This window comes from Actinomadura rubteroloni (assembly GCF_002911665.1).
GTDB lineage: Bacteria > Actinomycetota > Actinomycetes > Streptosporangiales > Streptosporangiaceae > Spirillospora > Spirillospora rubteroloni.
The window spans coordinates 1,002,256-1,018,941 of sequence record NZ_MTBP01000002.1; the positions used below are offsets into that span (position 1 = coordinate 1,002,256).

Annotated in this window: 20 protein-coding genes and 2 tRNA genes; 9 read left to right on the plus strand and 13 right to left on the minus strand. The window is 73.6% G+C overall.

Features of this window, described 5'->3' with window-relative positions; all coding sequences use genetic code 11:
• Positions 1-70 precede the first annotated feature (70 nt).
• On the plus strand, positions 71-2,335 hold the full coding sequence (locus BTM25_RS16115; RefSeq protein WP_103563697.1) for an FdhF/YdeP family oxidoreductase: 2,265 nt from the start codon (positions 71-73) through the stop codon (positions 2,333-2,335).
• Here BTM25_RS16115 and BTM25_RS16120 read toward each other — a convergent pair.
• The 5 genes from BTM25_RS16120 to BTM25_RS16140 all read right to left on the minus strand — a co-directional run bounded on the left by BTM25_RS16120 (position 2,332) and on the right by BTM25_RS16140 (position 5,746).
• Positions 2,332-3,354 carry an FUSC family protein gene (locus BTM25_RS16120; protein ID WP_235828441.1) on the minus strand — a complete coding sequence of 341 codons (1,023 nt, stop codon included), beginning with the start codon at positions 3,352-3,354 and terminating at the stop codon, positions 2,332-2,334. The genes BTM25_RS16115 and BTM25_RS16120 overlap by 4 nt on opposite strands.
• A gap of 99 nt (positions 3,355-3,453) precedes the next feature.
• Positions 3,454-3,538 (minus strand) — tRNA-Tyr (locus BTM25_RS16125).
• 14 nt (positions 3,539-3,552) lie between these two features.
• Positions 3,553-3,629: transfer RNA gene (locus tag BTM25_RS16130), tRNA-Leu, on the minus strand.
• A gap of 177 nt (positions 3,630-3,806) precedes the next feature.
• Entirely contained in the window at positions 3,807-4,871 is a 1,065-nt protein-coding gene (locus BTM25_RS16135; RefSeq protein ID WP_235828442.1) for a PDR/VanB family oxidoreductase, read from the minus strand.
• On the minus strand, positions 4,868-5,746 hold the full coding sequence (locus BTM25_RS16140; RefSeq protein ID WP_103563698.1) for a metal-dependent hydrolase: 879 nt from the start codon (positions 5,744-5,746) through the stop codon (positions 4,868-4,870). Before BTM25_RS16140 ends, BTM25_RS16135 begins: the two co-directional genes overlap by 4 nt.
• Before the next feature lie 167 nt (positions 5,747-5,913).
• Between BTM25_RS16140 and BTM25_RS16145 the strand changes: the two genes are divergently transcribed.
• Entirely contained in the window at positions 5,914-6,231 is a 318-nt protein-coding gene (locus tag BTM25_RS16145; protein WP_103563699.1) for a DMT family transporter, read from the plus strand.
• Here the strand turns inward: BTM25_RS16145 and BTM25_RS16150 are convergent.
• The 4 genes from BTM25_RS16150 to BTM25_RS16165 form a co-directional block, all read right to left on the minus strand.
• Positions 6,228-6,908 carry an acetamidase/formamidase family protein gene (locus BTM25_RS16150; RefSeq protein WP_168212125.1) on the minus strand — a complete coding sequence of 227 codons (681 nt, stop codon included), beginning with the start codon at positions 6,906-6,908 and terminating at the stop codon, positions 6,228-6,230. The genes BTM25_RS16145 and BTM25_RS16150 overlap by 4 nt on opposite strands.
• A 131-nt stretch (positions 6,909-7,039) precedes the next feature.
• Positions 7,040-8,152, minus strand: a complete 1,113-nt coding sequence (locus tag BTM25_RS16155; protein WP_103563700.1) for a D-alanine--D-alanine ligase family protein — start codon at positions 8,150-8,152, stop codon at positions 7,040-7,042.
• A gap of 38 nt (positions 8,153-8,190) precedes the next feature.
• Entirely contained in the window at positions 8,191-9,180 is a 990-nt protein-coding gene (locus BTM25_RS16160; RefSeq protein WP_103564669.1) for an NAD(P)H-dependent glycerol-3-phosphate dehydrogenase, read from the minus strand.
• 17 nt (positions 9,181-9,197) lie between these two features.
• Complete coding sequence (locus tag BTM25_RS16165; RefSeq protein WP_103563701.1) at positions 9,198-9,977, minus strand: lysophospholipid acyltransferase family protein; 780 nt, start codon at positions 9,975-9,977, stop codon at positions 9,198-9,200.
• An 84-nt stretch (positions 9,978-10,061) separates the two neighbouring features.
• On the opposite strand from BTM25_RS16165, the gene cofC reads away from it, so the two are divergent.
• Together cofC and BTM25_RS16175 are read left to right on the plus strand one after the other, a co-directional pair.
• Positions 10,062-10,748, plus strand: coding sequence for a 2-phospho-L-lactate guanylyltransferase (cofC, locus tag BTM25_RS16170; protein ID WP_103563702.1), 687 nt, complete (start codon positions 10,062-10,064; stop codon positions 10,746-10,748).
• A gap of 10 nt (positions 10,749-10,758) precedes the next feature.
• Complete coding sequence (locus BTM25_RS16175; RefSeq protein WP_103563703.1) at positions 10,759-10,962, plus strand: S1 domain-containing protein; 204 nt, start codon at positions 10,759-10,761, stop codon at positions 10,960-10,962.
• Positions 10,963-11,016: 54 nt separating this feature from the next.
• On the opposite strand, the gene BTM25_RS16180 is transcribed toward BTM25_RS16175, so the two are convergent.
• The 4 genes from BTM25_RS16180 to leuC all read right to left on the minus strand — a co-directional run bounded on the left by BTM25_RS16180 (position 11,017) and on the right by leuC (position 13,786).
• On the minus strand, positions 11,017-11,295 hold the full coding sequence (locus BTM25_RS16180; RefSeq protein ID WP_103563704.1) for an HU family DNA-binding protein: 279 nt from the start codon (positions 11,293-11,295) through the stop codon (positions 11,017-11,019).
• Positions 11,296-11,452: 157 nt separating this feature from the next.
• The gene (locus tag BTM25_RS16185; RefSeq protein WP_103563705.1) at positions 11,453-11,680 is read right to left on the minus strand and encodes an SCO5555 family protein; all 228 of its coding nucleotides are present in this window, start codon (positions 11,678-11,680) and stop codon (positions 11,453-11,455) included.
• Positions 11,681-11,788: 108 nt separating this feature from the next.
• Positions 11,789-12,376: a 3-isopropylmalate dehydratase small subunit gene (gene leuD / locus BTM25_RS16190; RefSeq protein ID WP_103563706.1), complete on the minus strand. Its 588-nt coding sequence runs from the start codon at positions 12,374-12,376 to the stop codon at positions 11,789-11,791.
• Between the two features lie 12 nt (positions 12,377-12,388).
• Positions 12,389-13,786: a 3-isopropylmalate dehydratase large subunit gene (gene leuC, locus BTM25_RS16195; RefSeq protein ID WP_103563707.1), complete on the minus strand. Its 1,398-nt coding sequence runs from the start codon at positions 13,784-13,786 to the stop codon at positions 12,389-12,391.
• A 100-nt stretch (positions 13,787-13,886) separates the two neighbouring features.
• On the opposite strand from leuC, the gene BTM25_RS16200 reads away from it, so the two are divergent.
• The 5 genes from BTM25_RS16200 to BTM25_RS16220 all read left to right on the plus strand — a co-directional run bounded on the left by BTM25_RS16200 (position 13,887) and on the right by BTM25_RS16220 (position 16,630).
• On the plus strand, positions 13,887-14,606 hold the full coding sequence (locus BTM25_RS16200) for an IclR family transcriptional regulator (RefSeq protein WP_103563708.1): 720 nt from the start codon (positions 13,887-13,889) through the stop codon (positions 14,604-14,606).
• Between the two features lie 86 nt (positions 14,607-14,692).
• Entirely contained in the window at positions 14,693-15,070 is a 378-nt protein-coding gene (locus BTM25_RS16205) for a YidH family protein (protein WP_103563709.1), read from the plus strand.
• Positions 15,067-15,375 carry a DUF202 domain-containing protein gene (locus BTM25_RS16210; protein ID WP_103563710.1) on the plus strand — a complete coding sequence of 103 codons (309 nt, stop codon included), beginning with the start codon at positions 15,067-15,069 and terminating at the stop codon, positions 15,373-15,375. The genes BTM25_RS16205 and BTM25_RS16210 overlap by 4 nt, the downstream gene beginning before the upstream one ends.
• 11 nt (positions 15,376-15,386) lie before the next feature.
• Complete coding sequence (locus BTM25_RS16215; RefSeq protein ID WP_103563711.1) at positions 15,387-16,202, plus strand: SAM hydrolase/SAM-dependent halogenase family protein; 816 nt, start codon at positions 15,387-15,389, stop codon at positions 16,200-16,202.
• Positions 16,199-16,630, plus strand: coding sequence for an NUDIX hydrolase (locus BTM25_RS16220; RefSeq protein ID WP_103563712.1), 432 nt, complete (start codon positions 16,199-16,201; stop codon positions 16,628-16,630). The genes BTM25_RS16215 and BTM25_RS16220 overlap by 4 nt, the downstream gene beginning before the upstream one ends.
• Positions 16,631-16,686 lie beyond the last annotated feature (56 nt).

Below are 16,686 nucleotides of genomic sequence, written 5' to 3' on the forward strand. Positions count from 1 at the left end.
ACGGCCATTTTTCGGGCGATAAAGGTGTGTTTGAATCGGCGGGCACTGGCGCGGCGGCGGGAGGCGGGCGATGGACGAGCGGCACGAGGACCGGGAGCCGGAATTCAAGCCCTACCGCCACCCGGCCGCCGGGTGGGGCGCGGCGCGGAGCGTGGCGGGTTTCGTGCTGCGGCAGCGCGAGCCGATCGACGGTCCGCGCGCCCTCCTGCGGATGAACCAGGGGAAGGGCGGCTTCGACTGCCCCGGCTGCGCGTGGCCCGACGATCCCCACGGCCTGCACCTGGACGTCTGCGAGAACGGCGTCAAGCACGTCACGTGGGAGATGACCGGCAAGCGCGTCGGCCGTGAGTTCTTCGCCGCCCATCCGGTGCGCGAGCTGGCCACGTGGAGCGACAGCGACCTTGAGGCGCAGGGACGGCTGACCGAACCGCTGTCCTACGACCCCGAGACCGACCGCTACGTCCCGATCTCCTGGCCGGACGCGTTCGCGCTGGTCGGACGCGCCCTTCGCGACCTCGACAGCCCCGACCGGGCCGCGTTCTACACCTCCGGACGACTCGGCAACGAGGCCACGTTCCTCTACCAGCTCATGGCCCGCGAACTGGGCACCAACAACCTCCCCGACTGCTCGAACATGTGCCACGAGGCGAGCGGACGGGCGCTGACGGCGGCGATCGGCACCGGGAAGGGCACGGTCGACGTCCACGACTGGGAGCGCGCCGACGCGATCTTCGTGTTCGGGGTGAACGCCGCGTCCAACGCGCCCCGGATGCTGACCGCGCTCGCGGAGGCCTACCGGCGGGGCGCGCAGGTCGTCCACGTCAACCCGCTGGTCGAGGCGGGCGCGACGCGGACGATCATCCCGCACGAGTTCGCCCGCATGGCGACGCTCCGCGCCACGCCGACGTCGACGATGAACGTCCAGCCGCGCATCGGCGGGGACATGGCGCTGGTCCGGGGCGTCGCGAAAGCCCTGCTGGAGACCGGCGCCGAGGCGCTGGACACCGCCTTCCTCGCGACCCACACCACCGGCTTCGAGGAGTACCGGGCCGTCTGCGCCCGGACGCCGTGGGCCGAGATCGAGCACCAGTCCGGCGTCGCCGTCGCCGAGATCCGCGCGCTCGCCGGGATCTACCGCGCCGCCGACCGCGCCATCGTGAGCTGGTGCCTCGGCGTGACGCAGCACGAGCACGGCGTCGACACCGTCCGCGAGATCATGAACCTGCTGCTCCTGCGGGGGAACATCGGCCGGGAGGGCGCCGGGCCGTCCCCCGTGCGCGGGCACAGCAACGTGCAGGGCAACCGGACGTGCGGCATCGACCACCGTCCCGACCCCGCGTTCCTCGACCGGCTCGGCGCGGTCTGCGGGATCGACCCGCCCCGCCGCCACGGGCTCGACACCGTCGCCGTGATCGAGGCGATGCGCCGGGGCGAGGTGACGGTGTTCGTCGGCATGGGCGGCAACTTCGCGCTCGCCGCGCCGGACACGCCCTACACGGCCGCGGCGCTGCGGAACTGCGACCTGACCGTCCAGGTCAGCACGAAGCTCAACCGCAGCCACCTCGAACACGGCCGCCGCGCGCTGATCCTGCCGTGCCTCGGCCGCACCGAGAAGGACCACCAGGCGGCGGGCGTGCAGGCCACGTCGGTCGAGGACGCGATGAGCATGGTCCACCTGTCGACCGGCATGAAGCGTCCCGCGTCGCCGCACCTGCTGTCCGAGCCCGCGATCATCGCGGGGATGGCCCGCGCGGCGCTGCCGGACAGCGCGACGCCGTGGGAGCGCTACGTCGAGGACTACGACCGGATCCGCGACACGATGGCGCGGGTCCTGGACGGATTCGAGGACTTCAACGACCGCGTCCGGCAGCCGCGCGGGTTCCGGCTCCACCAGCCCGCGCGGGACCGCGTGTTCCACACCGCGTCGCGGCGGGCGGAGTTCTCGACGGCGGACCTCCCGGACGTCGTCCCCGCGCCCGGCACGCTCGCGCTCGGCACCATGCGGTCGCACGACCAGTGGAACACGACGATCTACTCGAACGACGACCGCTACCGCGGCATCAAGAACCTGCGGACGTTGATCTTCATGAACGCCGACGACCTGCGCGAACGCGGCCTGACCGCGTTCGACGAGGTCGACGTCACGAGCATCGCGAAGGACGGCGGCACACGCTCCCTGCGGCGCTACCGCGCGGTGCCCTACGACATCCCCCGGGGCTGCGCGGCCGGGTACATGCCCGAGATGAACGTCCTGTGCGCGATCGGCGACTACAGCACGCAGAGCGACCAGCCGCTGATGAAGCACCTCAAGGTCACCGTGGAGCGGTCCGCCTAACGGCACCGGCCCCGGACGATCACGGCGGCCCCCACGCCCGCGACCACCCCGACCACGGTGTCGACGGCCCGCGCCGTGACCATCGCGACCGGGTCGCCCGGCGCCGCCAGCTCGGTCATCACCATGATCAGCGGCGTGAAGAACCCGAGCGCCAGCCAGTAGTGGCGGGCCATGAACAGTTCGGTCGGGAACAGCAGGACGATCACCGCGAGCGCCGACCAGGACGCGTCCGGGCCCGGCAGCAGCAGCGACGCGGTGACGGCCAGCCCGACGAACGTGCCGAGGACCCGGTGGACGCTGCGCTCCACGATCGGGCCGAGGCCCGGGTGGCGCGGGTCGCGCGGGTCGGCGGCGGCCAGCGGGACGGCGGCCGACGCCATCGCCCAGTTCGCGTGCTCGACGCCCAGCAGCAGGCCCACCGCCCCGGCGGCGGCGATGGCGCCCGCGTACCGGACGGCGTGGACGAGCGCGCAGCGCGCGTTCACGCAGGTCACCGGCGTGATCGCGGCGGTGCCCCGGGTGCCTCCGGTCAGCCCGATGAGGACGGACAGCAGGATCGCCCCGGCGCAGATCCCGAGCGCCGTCCAGGGCGCGGCCCGTCCGGCGGGCACCAGCGCGACCGCGCCCAGCGCGAAGATCCCGAAGAACGGGCCGCGCGGAGTGAGGTCGAGCCGGGTCGTCACCAGCGCGCCCGCAAAGGAGAACGCCGCCTCGGCGCACACGAGGACCCAGGCCGGCGCGTGGAGGACGGACAGCAGCACGCCGAGCGCGACGCCGGCGAACAGGATCGCGCCCGCCTGCGCCTGGTGCCGGAGCCGGACGCCGCGCGGCTCGGCCCGTCCGTACATGCCGGTGAACGACCCGAACGCCGCGTAGATGATCAGGTCGGGGCGGCCGGCGGCGAGCAGCGCGGCGCCGGGCACGAGCAGCCCGGCGGCGACCCGGGCCGCGTGCCGCCGGTCCGCCCGGACGGTCCCGGGATCGGCGCGCGGGAGCACGCGCAGCCGGGCAGCCCGCACGAAGGTCTCCGATCATTCCGCGTTCCGGGGAGATCCGGGCCCCCGACGATTCTCGGGCCTTTTTTAACACTTCCGAGATTGGACGGCAAAACGCGGTCGTGGGGCGGGCGGGATTCGAACCCGCTCAGCGCTGCGGCACCTGCTTTACAGGCAGGCCCGACTCTCCGAACGTCGGCGCCGCCCCGCGAGAAAGGGGGATGGTGCGGCTCCCGGGATTCGAACCCGGAACGTCCACCTCCTGAAGGTGGCCCCTCTGCCGGTTGGGGTAGAGCCGCGCGTCGTGCCGGGGCGGCGTCGCCTCCGGGTCCCGCGCGGCCGTGACGGCTCAGCGATAGCGGCGGGAGACCGGGAACGACGCCTGGCGCAGTCGTAGCTTCACGGCGTTCTCCTTCCTGGTCTCGGTGTGCCGACGTCCGCAACGATGCCAGCCGGGGCGAACCCGGCGCAACGCATTAAAGGTCGAGCGTGAGCCGTCCGCCGGACGCGCGGGAGACGCAGATCAGCAGCCCGTCGTCGGCCGCGTCGGCGACGGCGCGCTCGTCGGCGTCGCCCGCGAGCAGCCCGACCCGGCACGTCCCGCAGAACCCCTGGCGGCACGAGTACGCCACGCCCGGGACGGCCTCGCGGATCACGTCCAGCGCGGACCGGTCCGCCGGGACGGGCAGGACGACGCCCGTCCGGGCCAACTCGACCTCGAACGGCCGTCCGTCGGTGATCGGCGCGGGCGCGAACCGCTCGAAGTGCAGCGTGGCGCCGTCGGGGAACGCTCCGCGCACCGCGTCGAGCATCGGCGCGGGCCCGCAGCAGTACACGGCCGTGCCGGGCGTGACGCCGGCCAACAGATCCGCGCCGGACGGCGTGCCGTGCTCGTCGTCGGTCCGGACGATCACGCGCTCGGACGGCAGGTCGGCGAGTTCGCCGAGGAACGCGAGCGAGGCGCGGGACCGTCCGGTGTAGACGAGCGTCCAGTCGGCGCCCGCCCGGTGCGCCGCCCGCACCATCGGCAGGATCGGCGTGATGCCGATGCCGCCCGCGACGAACCGGTACCGCTCGCGGGCGAGGAACGGGAACGCGTTGCGCGGCCCCGTCACCGTCAGCTCGTCGCCCGCCGCGACCGCGTCGTGGACCTCCCGCGAGCCGCCCGCGCCCGCCGGCAGCCGCCGGACGGCGATCCGGTACGACGTCCGGTCGGCGGGGTCGCCGCACAGCGAGTACTGGCGGCGGCGCCCGGACGGCAGCAGCACGTCCAGGTGGCCGCCCGGCCACCAGCGCGGCAGGTCACGGCCGTCGGGGGCCTCGAACCGCAGCGACACGACGTCCTCGGCCTCCGGCACGACCGCGCGGACGACGAGCCGCAGGCTCCGGTCCACCGGCCGGATCGGCGGCGGCGGCGCCGTCCGCAGCGCCATGAGGCGCTCCAGCCCGCCGAACAGCGTGTGGACGGCCACCCAGAACGGGTCGCGGGGACGCCGTCCGAACAGCGACGGCGGAATGCGGTCCTTCAGGTCGCCGCTCACCGCAACGCCGCCTGGGCGGCCGGGGACGACGCCAGGTACGCGAGCGCCTGCACGGTCGAGCCCTCGTTCAGCGGGGTGTAGTCGCGCCGCAGATACCGCCGGATCGACGCGAACAGCGCCCGCCGGCTCGGGCTCAACCCGGCCGGGCCGGTGCGCCGAAGATGGCCGAGCCCGCCGCGCACGCGTCCCCGGACGACCGGGTCGGCGGCCAGCAGGTACCGGTGCCCGCGCTGCCACAGCGACCCGAGCATGAACAGCGTCTCGCTCATCGCCCGCAGCCGCGCCGCGTACGAGCCGTCCAGGTGCATGAACAGGTCGTGCGCGACGTGCCGGTGCTCGACCTCCTCGGCGCCGTGCCAGCGCAGCAGGTCCAGCATCGTCGGGTCGGCCCCGGCACGGTCCAGCGCGGACGCGTTGAGGACCCAGTCGCCGAGCACGCCGGTGAAGTGCTCGATCGCCGCGATGATCGCGACGCGCTCGAACAGCCAGGCGCGCAGCGGCTCGCCGGTGAGGTCTCGGTCGCCGAGCAGGCCCTCGAACATGAAGTCCACCTGCCGCACGAACGGCCCGACGTCCAGGCCCTGCGCGCCGAAGTGCTCCAGGACGCCCTCGTGCGACGTGGCGTGGACGGCCTCCTGCCCGATGAAGCCGAGCACGTCCTCGCGGAGCCGGTCGTCGCGAATGTACGGGAGCGCCTGCTTGAAGACGCGGATGAACCACTCCTCGCCCGCGGGCAGCAGCAGGTGCAGCACGTTGATGAGGTGCGAGGCCACGGGGTCTCGGGGGATCCAGTGCAGCGGCACACCGGTCCAGTCGAAGCGCACGTCGCGGGCCTGGAGGACGATGCCCTCCGGCTCGTCGGGCCGTACGGTCATTGGGGGCCTCCCCCGGGGGTGGGTCAGCGAGGACTTATCGACAACTCGTCCAGAACCGTACCTTCGTCCCTATCATCCAACAACAGACCGTTTGGTGAGGCTTGTCACCGGACCGCACCTCACCGCCGCCCCATAATGGGCGGGTGACCGGTGCGAGGGGGACGCGCATGGCCTGGCTGCTGCTCGCGGGAGCGATCCTCTGCGAGGTGACCGCGACCGTCTCCCTGCGGCTCTCCGACGGGTTCGCCCGCCCCCTGCCGAGCGTGATCGTCGTCGTCGGCTACCTGGCGTCGTTCGCGTGCCTGTCCCTGGTCCTGAAGGCCGGGATGCCGGTCGGCGTCGTCTACGGGATCTGGTCGGCGTGCGGCGTCGCGCTGGTCGCGCTCATCGGCGCGGTTTTCCTCGGCGAGACGCTCACCTGGATCCAGATCGCGGGCGTCGCGCTCGTCATCGGCGGCGTCGTCGCGCTGGAGGCCGGCGCCTAGAAGGCGGGCGTCGGGTCGGGCATCAGCATCGGCCCGGTGATCCGGAACCGCTCCACCCCGCGCCGCGTGAGGTGGACGCGCAGGTCGATCCAGCCCGCGGCCGCGCCGCTCCCGCAGTCCCGTCCGGCGGCCGGGAAGTGCAGGTCGCCCGCCGACAGTTTCGCGCCCGCGACGAGCACCGGCAGCAGGATCCGCGAGCCCGCCGTCAGCCGCGCGATCGTGCAGCCCCCGACGGCCCGGCCCCGGTCCGCGCCGCGCACCGCCTGCGCCGCGACCGCCGCGTGCCGCGCCGTCCCCGGGACGAGCCCGCCGAGCATCGCCGGTCCCGGCGCGCACCCGCCCGCCGCCGCGAGCCCCGCCGCGTCCGGCGCGCAGCCGATCACCCCGGGGTGCCCGGACGGTCCCGGACGCCCGTCCGCCCGGCCGAGCGCCAGCACGTCCACCACGATCACGTCGCCCGGCTCGGCGCCGACGACGTCCAGCGGCCCGCACAGCAGCGGCTCCGAGCCCCGCTCGCGCGCCGGGCAGTCCAGCCGGACCGACCCGCCCGTGATGACCTCCGCGACGGCCGGGAGGTCGGGGTGCCAGCGGTCGTGGCCGGGGACGGCGCGGGCCGTGCTCGTGAAGGGGACCGGAGCGGGCGGCGCCAGGGTCGGGGCGCTGGGCGACGGGAGCACGGATCAGATCCTTCCGGAACGGCGGATGCTACTCATGATCCTGCCGAAACACCTGTTACCACGGGGTTTCGCTCATCGAAAGCTTGAGTAAGGCCGCATTCACCGGCACGTCAACATCCGCGCGGACCGCGTCAGCGCAGCCCCGAAGGACGGCGCAGGGCCGTCCGCACGAGCCGGTCCACCAGCGCCGGGTAGTCCAGCCCGCTCGCCTTCCACATCTGCGGGAAGGCCGACGTCGGCGTGCAGCCCGGCATCGTGTTGATCTCGTTGAGGATCCACTCGCCGTCGGCCGAGAGGAAGAAGTCCACCCGGGCCAGGCCCTCGCAGTCCAGCGCCTCGAACGCCCGCGCGGCCAGGCGCCGCACCTCCTCGACGGCGGCGGGCGGCAGGTCCGGCGGGATCGCCATCCGCGTCGTCCCGTCGAGGTACTTGGTCTCAAAGTCGTAGAACGCGTGCTCGCCGCCGACCAGCACCTCGGCGGGCAGCGACGCCTCGGGCGGGCCGTCGTCCAGGCCCTCCAGCACGCCGCACTCGATCTCCCGGCCGGTGATCGCCGCCTCCACGATCACCTTCGGGTCGTGCTCGCGGGCGAACTCGACGGCCGCCTCCAGGTCCGCCTCGGCGGTGACCCGGGTGATGCCCATGCTCGACCCCGCCCGCGCCGGCTTGACGAACACCGGCAGGCCGAGTTCCTTGATCTCGTCCAGCTTGCGCTTGCGCTCGCGCCGCCACTCGCGGTCGCCGACCAGCACGTACGGGCCGACGGGCAGGCCGCGCGCCTCCCACACGAGCTTCATGAAGCCCTTGTCCATGCCGACCGCGCTGGCGAGCACGCCCGCGCCCGCGTACCGGACGCCGGCCAGCTCCAGCAGGCCCTGGATCGTCCCGTCCTCGCCGAACGGGCCGTGCAGCAGCGGCAGGACGACGTCCACCGCGCCGAGCGCGACCGGCACCCGGCCCGGCTCGACCACCAGCAGCCCGCCCATGCCCGGGTCCATCGGCAGCGTCACCGCGCCGCCGGACCCGTCGACCTCGGGCAGCCGGCCGTCCGCGATCTCCAGCGACGCCGCCGACTCGACCAGCACCCACCGGCCGTCGCGGGCGATGCCGATCGGCACGACGTCGTACTTCTCCGGATCCATCGCGGCCATCACGGCGCCCGCGGTGACGCAGGAGATGGCGTGCTCGGAGCTGCGTCCGCCGAACACCACGGCCACGCGGATCTTGGAGGAAACCTCGGACATGGCTCCTGACCCTATCTGCTCCGGGACCGGTGATCGTTTTACATGCCGTAGCGCTCGGCCTTCGGGCTGCGGGAGATCAGGGAGATCGCGGCCTCCTTGATCGGCATCCCGTGGTACAGCACCGCCGCGACGGCCTCGGCGATCGGCATCTCCACGTTGTGCTTGCGCGCCAGCTCCAGCACCGCCTCCGACGACTTCACGCCCTCGGCCGTCTGCTTCGTCACCGCGATCACCTCGTCCAGGGTCATGCCCCGGCCGAGGTTCTCCCCGAACGTCCGGTTCCGCGACAGCGGGGACGAGCACGTCCCGATGAGGTCGCCCATGCCCGCCAGGCCCGCGAACGTGTGCTCGTCCGCGCCGAGCGCCGCGCCGAGCCGCGCGATCTCGGCGAGGCCGCGCGTCATCAGCAGCGCCTGCGTGCTCGCGCCGAATCCCAGCCCGACCGACATGCCGACGCACAGCGCCACGATGTTCTTGACGGCGCCGCCGAGCTCGCAGCCCACGACGTCCGTCGTCGTGTAGACGCGGAAGTACGGCGTCATCGTCGCGGCCTGCAACCGCCGCGCCTGCGCCTCGTCCACGCACGCCGCGACCGCCGCGCCCGGCTGCCCGGACGCGATCTCGCGCGCCAGGTTCGGGCCGCAGAACACCGCGATGCGCTCCGCCGGGACGTCCGCCGCCTCCCGGACGACCTCCGACATCAGCCGGGACGTCCCGAGTTCCACGCCCTTCATCAGGCTGACGACCAGCGCGTCCGGCGGCAGGTGCGGCCCCCACGCGGCGAGGTTGGCGCGCAGCGTCTGCGCCGGGACGGCCACCGCGACGACGTCGGCGCCGTCCAGCGCCTCCGCCGGGTCCGCCGTGGCGCGCAGCGTCTCGGGCAGCGTGATCCCCGGCAGGTAGTCGGGGTTCTCGTGCCGCTCGTTGATCGCCGCGACGGCCTCGGGGCGGCGGCCCCACAGCACGGCGTCGCCGCCCGCGTCGCAGAACAGCTTCGCCATCACGGTGCCCCACGAGCCCGCGCCCATCACGGCCGTCCGGACGGTCACGACCGGTCCTCCCCGTCCGCCGCGGCTCGCCGCTGCGCGACGACCTTGTGGTGGTCGTACAGCTCGGCGGGCGGCTCGGCGCCGCGCAGCTCGCCGAGCAGCCCGGCGATGTCGCGCATGATGTCGTCGGTCGCCGCGCGCAGGACGCTCTTGGTCAGCGGCTCCCCCGCGTACTTCGACAGGTCCACCGGCGGCCCCGCGATCACCTTCATCGTCTTGCGCGGGAACGGGTGGAAGCCCCGGCGCAGCGTCCCGGCCAGGCCCGTCCGCTCGACCTTGGTGTAGGGCAGCAGCTCGTGCGCGCCCCAGGACGCGACCGGGACGACCTTCGCGCCCGTCTTCAGCGCCATCCGCGCGACGCCCGTCTGCCCGGTCATCGGCCACAGCTCGGGGTCGCGGGTGCAGCTCCCCTCCGGGTAGAACATCAGGCACTCGCCGCGCCGCAGCGCCGCCTCGGCGTCGCGCAGCGCCAGCGCCGCGTCGGCGCGGTCGCGGTAGACGGGGATCTGGCCCGTCCCGCGCAGCACGGCCCGGAACACGGGAACGTCGAACAGCGACGACTTCGCCAGGTACACCGGGTAGCGGCCCGCCTCGTAGACGAAGTGGGCGAGGGCCAGCGGGTCGGACTCGGAGATGTGGTTGGCCGCGATGATGACCCCGCCCTCGTGCGGCACGTTCCGGGCGCCCCGCCAGTCGCGCCGCAGCAGCCCGTAGAGCAGCGGGCGCAGGATGACGATCGTGATCCTCCGCCACGTCGGCGAATAACCGTCGGTCATGCCCGTCCCTTCTTCCTCCCGGCCGCGCCGGGGCGCGGGGGGTCCTCCAGTGTCGCGGGTGTCTCCGCATAGTGTCGAGTCGCCATGTCTACAGCAGCGCAGAGTGCGCCCTCACTCCGTTGGTCGCTCGTCGTGCCGGTCAAGGTGCTGGCGCGGGCCAAGACCCGCATGTCCGCCGCCGCCGGGCCGCACCGCGCGGCGCTGGCGCTGGCGGTCGCGGCGGACACGGTCGCGGCGGCGCTGCGCTGCCCGCTCGTGGACGCTGTGACGGTCGTCACCGACGATCCCCTTCCCGCCGCCGAACTGGCCGCGCTCGGCGCCCGCGTCGTCCCCGACGAGCCGGACGCCGGGCTGAACCCCGCCCTCGCGCACGGCGCCCGCCGCGCCCGCGAGGCCGCGCCCGCCGCCGCGGTCGGCGCCCTGTCGGCCGACCTGCCCGCGCTGCGTCCCGCCGAGCTGGCGAAAGTGCTGGCCGCCGCCGCGACGGCGCCGGAGGCGTTCGTGCCGGACGCGGCGGCCGTCGGGACGACGCTCTACACGGCCCGCCCCGGCACGGTGTTCGCGCCGGCGTTCGGCGGCGCCTCGCGCGCCGCGCACCGGGCGCGGGGCGTCCGGGAGCTGCTGCTGGACGGTACCGACAGCGTACGCCGCGACGTCGACACCCCGGCGGACCTGCGGGCCGCGCTCGTCCTCGGCACCGGCCCGCGCACGGCGGCGGTGGCGGCGCTGCTGCCCGGGCTCGCCGGCGAGACGCCGCGTCCCGCCCGATAAAGTCGGCGCCATGCAGGCGACGGTGCGGACGTTCGACACGGAGACCCAGACGGGCAGCGTGCTGCTCGACGACGGCACGGAACTGCACTTCGACGCGGACGCGTTCGCGGCGGGGGGCCTGCGGCTGCTGCGGCTCGGGCAGCGGGTCCGGCTCGGCGTGGAGGACGACGGCCGCATCGGCGCCGTGACCCTGGCGACCTTCCCCCTCCCGTGACGGCGAACGCCCGGCCCCGCACGAGGCGGGACCGGGCGCGTGGCGCGTCGCGATCTACTTGTTGCCGGCGACCAGGTTCTTGAAGTCCGCGCCCGCCTTGAACTTGGGCACGGACGTCGCGGGAACATTGATGGTCTTGCCCGTTGCGGGATTCCGGGCCGTACGAGCAGGCCGGTCGGCCTTCTCGAAGGACCCGAAGCCGGTGATCGCGACCTTGTCGCCCTTGGCGACCGTGGCCTGGATCGTCTCCAGGATCACGTCGACGGCTTCGGCTGCGGCCTTCTTGCTCCCCAGCCGGTCAGAGATGGCGTCGACCAGCTCTCGTTTGTTCATGGGTTACTCCTCTGTTCCCCCCTTGCCCGAACGAAACTAAGGGAGCGTCGGCGAGGACACAATCACCTGAACGCGTAACGTTCCGTGTCGCAGGCGTTTTTGTCGGCCTCGCCCCTGTCTCGCCCGGGCGCCGGATCAACGCCGGCCACCCGGCACGTTATCGGGCGGCGGGCGGGGGCCGGAAATCGGCGAGGAACGCGTCGAGCCGCCGGGCGGCCAGCGCGGTGTCGCGTTTGGCCAGGTCGGTGATCACCAGGAGCTGCCGGATCAGCCGCCGGCGGTCCTGCGCGGGGAGGGGCGCGACGAGCCGGTGGGCGTCGCGGAGCCGCCGCGCGAGGCGGGTCAGCTCGGGGTCGTCCCACTGCGGTCCGTGCTCGGGGACCATGTGCGCGCGTCCTCCCTGGGGGCGTGCCGGGCGGCCCCGCTCACCGTCGATTGTCGCCGGTGTGCGGGGCCGGACGGCACGCCGGGGGGGCGCCTGCGGCCGGTGCGCTCAGGAGGTCGTCGGGAGCAGCGGCGACCGGGACGTCTCGAACTCCGCGATGTCGTCGGCGTGGCGGAGCGTCAGGCCGATGTCGTCCAGGCCCTCCAGCAGCCGCCAGCGGGTGTAGTCGTCGATCTCGAACGGGACGGCCAGGTCGCCCGCGCGGACCTCGCGCCGCTCCAGGTCGACGGTGATCTCCGCCGTCGGGTCCTGCTCGGCGCGGCTCTGCAGTTCCTCGACGGTCTCGGTGGGCAGGACGACCGGCAGCAGCCCCATCTTCGTGGAGTTGTTGCGGAAGATGTCCCCGAAGCGCGGCGCGATGACGACCCGGAACCCGTACTGCTGGAGCGCCCAGACGGCGTGCTCGCGCGACGACCCGGTGCCGAAGTCCGTGCCCGCGACCAGGATCGTCGCGCCGTCGTACTGCGGCTGGTTCAGCACGAACGCGGGGTCCTCGCGCCAGGCGGAGAACAGGCCTTTCTCGAACCCGGTGCGGCTGACCTGCTTGAGCCAGACCGCCGGGATGATCTGGTCGGTGTCCACGTTGCTGCGGCGCAGCGGGACCGCGCGCCCGGTGTGGGTGGTGAAGGCTTCCATGTCCGAGGCTCCTTACAGGTCGGCGGGGGCGGCCAGGCGGCCGGTGACGGCGGTCGCGGCGGCGACGGCGGGCGAGACCAGGTGGGTGCGCCCGCCGGGCCCCTGGCGGCCCTCGAAGTTGCGGTTGGACGTGGACGCGCTGCGCTCGCCGGGCGTGAGCTTGTCGGGGTTCATCGCCAGGCACATCGAGCAGCCCGCCTCGCGCCACTGCGCGCCGGACGCCGCGATGACCTCGTGCAGGCCCTCGGCCTCGGCCTGCTTCTTGACCTCCATCGAGCCGGGGACGACGAGCATCCGCACCCCGTCGGCCACGCGGCGGCCGTTCAGGACGTCCGCGACGGCCCGCAGGTCCTCGATGCGGCCGTTGGTGCAGGACCCGACGAACACGGTGTCGACGGCGATGTCGCGCAGCGGCGTCCCGGCCGTCAGGCCCATGTACTCCAGGGCGCGCTCGGCGGCCTGGCGCTCCGCGGCGTCCCCGATCGCGGCCGGGTCGGGCACGGACGCGCCGAGCGGCAGGCCCTGGCCGGGGTTGGTGCCCCAGGTCACGAAGGGGGTCAGCGTGGAGGCGTCGATGACGACCTCCTTGTCGAACACGGCGTCCTCGTCGGTGGCGAGGGACTTCCAGTACTCGACGGCCTCGTCCCACGCGGCGCCCCGCGGGGCGTGCGGACGGCCCTTGAGGTAGGCGAACGTGGTCTCGTCCGGGGCGATCAGCCCGGCGCGCGCCCCGGCCTCGATGGACATGTTGCAGACCGTCATGCGACCTTCCATCGACAGCGACCGGATGGCCTCGCCCCGGTACTCGATGATGTGGCCCTGGCCGCCGCCGGTGCCGATCTCGGCGATGATCGCGAGGATGAGGTCCTTGGCGGTGACGCCCGCGGGCAGCGCGCCGTCCACCGTGACGGCCATCATCTTCGGCTTGACCTGCGGCAGCGTCTGGGTCGCGAGGACGTGCTCGACCTCGCTGGTCCCGATGCCGTGCGCGAGCGCGCCGAACGCGCCGTGGGTGGAGGTGTGCGAGTCGCCGCACACGACCGTCATGCCGGGCTGGGTCAGCCCGAGCTGCGGCCCGATCACGTGGACGATGCCCTGCCCGGCGTCGCCCATCGGGTGCAGCCGGATCCCGAACTCGGCGCAGTTCTTGCGCAGCGTCTCGACCTGCGTCCGCGACACGGGGTCGGCGATCGGTGCGAGCAGGTCGGTGGTCGGGACGTTGTGGTCCTCGGTCGCGATCGTCAGATCGGGCCGCCGCACCTTGCGCTCCGCCAGGCGCAGCCCGTCGAACGCCTGCGGGCTCGTCACCTCGTGGACGAGGTGCAGGTCGATGTACAGGAGATCCGGTTCGCCGTCGGCACGTCGCACGACGTGCGCGTCGTACACCTTGTCGGCCAGTGTGCGGCCCATCGCTCCACCTCACCTGAAGACTCGTCCCCGGTCGCGTCGGTGCGCCGGGGTCCCGTTCGCCTGACTTGCATCTCAAATGACGAGACGGCAATATCAAGACATGGACAACTCTAGCGGAGTCGGCGTACTCGACAAAGCGGTTCTCGTGCTGAACGCGCTGGAAGCCGGGCCGGCGTCCCTCGCGCAGCTCGTCCAGACCACCGGTCTGGCCCGGCCCACCGCGCACCGGCTCGCCGTCGCGCTGGAGCACCACCGGCTCGTCCACCGCGACACGCAGGGCCGGTTCATCCTCGGCCCGCGCCTCGCCGAACTGGCCGTCGCGGCCGGCGAGGACCGGCTGCTGGCCATCGCCCAGCCGATCCTGACCCAGCTCCGGGACCTGACGGGCGAGAGCGCGTCGCTGTTCCGGCGGCAGGGCGACGTCCGGGTGTGCGTCGCCGCCGCCGAGCGCGCGAGCGGCCTGCGCGACACGATCCCGGTCGGCGCGGCGCTGCCGATGGCCGCCGGCTCGGCCGCGCAGATCCTGCTGGCCTGGGAGGAGCCGGACCGGATGCACCGGGGCCTGCGCGGCGCCAAGTTCGAGGCGACGACGCTCGCGGCCGTCCGGCGGCGCGGCTGGGCGCAGAGCGTCGGCGAGCGCGAGCCCGGCGTCGGCTCGGTGTCGGCCCCCGTGCGCGGCGCGGGCGGACGGGTCATCGCCGCCGTCTCGGTGTCCGGCCCGCTGGAACGTTTGACGCGCTCCCCCGGCCGTCTGCACGCCGGCCCGGTGGTCGCCGCCGCCGAGAAGATCACCGAGGGGATGCGGCGCGGGGCGTCCTGACCGTCCCACGACCATTCCTGCATCAATACTGGGAAGGTTGGAAAGTATCGTGGACGAAATGGAGCATTCCCGAGAAAGAGCCTGAAATGACCGCGTCGGACTCCCCCGGCGGCTGGGCGGGGCGGCTGCTGGCCGAGGGCGAGGACCCGGACCCGCGCTTCACGCTGGCCAACGAGCGGACGTTCCTCGCCTGGATCCGCACCGCCCTCGCCCTCATCGCGGGCGGCATCGGCCTCGCCGTGAGCGGCGACCTGGTGGCCGACCCGCTGCGGACCGTCCTCGCCGTCGGCTGCTCGGCGACCGGCGCGCTGGCTGCGCTGCTCGCCTTCCGCCGCTGGCTGACCACCGAGCGCGCCCTGCGCCGCGCCGAGACCCTCCCACCGCCCGCCCTGGCCCCCTTCATGTCCTACGGCCTGGCGGCCCTGGCGGTGGCCGCGCTGGTCGCGCTGCTGGTGACGCGATGACCGTCCGGGACCCGGGGGCGCAGCCGGAACGCACCGCCCTGGCCTGGTCCCGCACGACGCTCTCGCTCGTCGCCGGCGGGCTGCTCTGCGTGCGCTTCGCGCCGTCCGGCACCGCGGCGGGCCTGGCGGCGGCCGTGGTGTGCGGCGCCGCGGCCGTCCACCTGTACCGGACGCGCCGCCGCCACGCGGTCCGCCGCCACCTGCTGGACACGGGCGGCCCGGTCGCCGACCCCGGTTCGGTCCTCCTGATGACGGCGGTGACGCTGGCGCTCGGCATGATGGGAGTCGTCTTCGCCCTCGGCTGAGGAGGATCCGCGTGCCGCCGTTCGCCAGCATCGCCACCGACTTCGGCGCCGCCTACACGGCGATCTGCTCCGGGGTCGTGCAACGCCTGGCGCCGTCGGCGAAGGTGCTGATCCTGACGGACGAGATCACGCCCTACGCGATCGTGGAAGGCGCCCTCCTCCTACGCCAGGCCCTCCCCTACCTGCCCGAAGGCGTCCACATGGCGGTGGTGGACCCCGGCGTGGGCACGCCCCGCCACCCGATCGCCGTCCGCACCCGGCGAGGCGACGTCCTGGTGGGCCCCGACAACGGCCTCCTGATGCCCGCCGCCGAGGCACTGGGCGGCGCGACGGCGGCGTTCGTCCTGGAGGACCCGGCGTACAGGCTCCCCGAGCCGTCCACGACGTTCCACGCCCGCGACATCTTCGCCCCCGCGACCGCGCACCTCCTGAACGGCGTGGACCCGGCCGCCTTCGGACCCGAGACCGCCCCGCTCCCGCTGGACCTGCCGGGCCCGGAGCACGGCGACGACGGAACCCTGACGATGACCGTCCTGTACGAGGACCGCTACGGAAGCCTGATCCTCTCCGCCGAGGCGAAAGATCTGGGTCCCCCGAGGTTCGGCACCCCCGCGACTCTCTCCTGGACATCGTCGGACGGAACCCCGACGGCGATCCGCGTCACCTACGAGGAGACGTTCGGCAGCGTCCACCCGGGCGACCCGCTCCTGTGGACGGACTCCTCGGGCGCCCTCGGCCTGGCGGTCAACCAGGGCTCGGCGGCGCACCGCTACGGCCTGACCGCGGGCACGGTCCTGACCCTGCGTCCGCCGAACGGGGACTCATGAACGATCTCCAGGTGGTCGCCTGGGTCCATGTGATCGAGGGCCGGCTGGTGGCAGTCCGCTCCAGAGGCCGCGACCTGCTCTACCTCCCCGGCGGCAAGACGGAACCGGGCGAGGACGACCGGACGGCGCTGTCCCGCGAAGTGGAAGAGGAGGTCACCGCGAAGATTCCGGCGGCGGCGTTCACCGAGCTGGGCACGATCCGAGCGGAAGCCCACGACCAGCCGAACCACACGCACGTCCGCATGACCTGCTACACGGCCGATTACCGGGGCAGGCTGACCCCGGCGGGCGAAGTGGACGAGATCGTCCTCCTGACCCCCGCAGAGCGCCCCCGCCTGGCCCCGGCATCGCGAGCAGCACTGGACCTGGCCCTGAAGAACGACTTGCTCGGCCGGACGGAAGAAAGAACACCCGCAACCGAAGGGTGAGGGCCGCCAGAACGTCGTCCCCGAGCTGAGCCCAGGAACATCGAGAAGGTGGGCGA

Excerpts from the sequence above, each read along its gene's own strand:
- BTM25_RS16115 (WP_103563697.1), top strand. The coding sequence starts at position 71 with ATGGACGAGCGGCACGAGGACCGGGAGCCGGAATTCAAGCCCTACCGC.
- BTM25_RS16140 (WP_103563698.1), bottom strand. The coding sequence starts at position 5,746 with ATGACCGTACGGCCCGACGAGCCGGAGGGCATCGTCCTCCAGGCCCGC.
- BTM25_RS16145 (WP_103563699.1), top strand. The coding sequence starts at position 5,914 with ATGGCCTGGCTGCTGCTCGCGGGAGCGATCCTCTGCGAGGTGACCGCG.
- BTM25_RS16155 (WP_103563700.1), bottom strand. The coding sequence starts at position 8,152 with ATGTCCGAGGTTTCCTCCAAGATCCGCGTGGCCGTGGTGTTCGGCGGA.
- BTM25_RS16160 (WP_103564669.1), bottom strand. The coding sequence starts at position 9,180 with ATGGGCGCGGGCTCGTGGGGCACCGTGATGGCGAAGCTGTTCTGCGAC.
- BTM25_RS16165 (WP_103563701.1), bottom strand. The coding sequence starts at position 9,977 with ATGACCGACGGTTATTCGCCGACGTGGCGGAGGATCACGATCGTCATC.
- cofC (WP_103563702.1), top strand. The coding sequence starts at position 10,062 with ATGTCTACAGCAGCGCAGAGTGCGCCCTCACTCCGTTGGTCGCTCGTC.
- BTM25_RS16175 (WP_103563703.1), top strand. The coding sequence starts at position 10,759 with ATGCAGGCGACGGTGCGGACGTTCGACACGGAGACCCAGACGGGCAGC.
- BTM25_RS16180 (WP_103563704.1), bottom strand. The coding sequence starts at position 11,295 with ATGAACAAACGAGAGCTGGTCGACGCCATCTCTGACCGGCTGGGGAGC.
- BTM25_RS16185 (WP_103563705.1), bottom strand. The coding sequence starts at position 11,680 with ATGGTCCCCGAGCACGGACCGCAGTGGGACGACCCCGAGCTGACCCGC.
- leuD (WP_103563706.1), bottom strand. The coding sequence starts at position 12,376 with ATGGAAGCCTTCACCACCCACACCGGGCGCGCGGTCCCGCTGCGCCGC.
- leuC (WP_103563707.1), bottom strand. The coding sequence starts at position 13,786 with ATGGGCCGCACACTGGCCGACAAGGTGTACGACGCGCACGTCGTGCGA.
- BTM25_RS16200 (WP_103563708.1), top strand. The coding sequence starts at position 13,887 with ATGGACAACTCTAGCGGAGTCGGCGTACTCGACAAAGCGGTTCTCGTG.
- BTM25_RS16205 (WP_103563709.1), top strand. The coding sequence starts at position 14,693 with ATGACCGCGTCGGACTCCCCCGGCGGCTGGGCGGGGCGGCTGCTGGCC.
- BTM25_RS16210 (WP_103563710.1), top strand. The coding sequence starts at position 15,067 with ATGACCGTCCGGGACCCGGGGGCGCAGCCGGAACGCACCGCCCTGGCC.
- BTM25_RS16220 (WP_103563712.1), top strand. The coding sequence starts at position 16,199 with ATGAACGATCTCCAGGTGGTCGCCTGGGTCCATGTGATCGAGGGCCGG.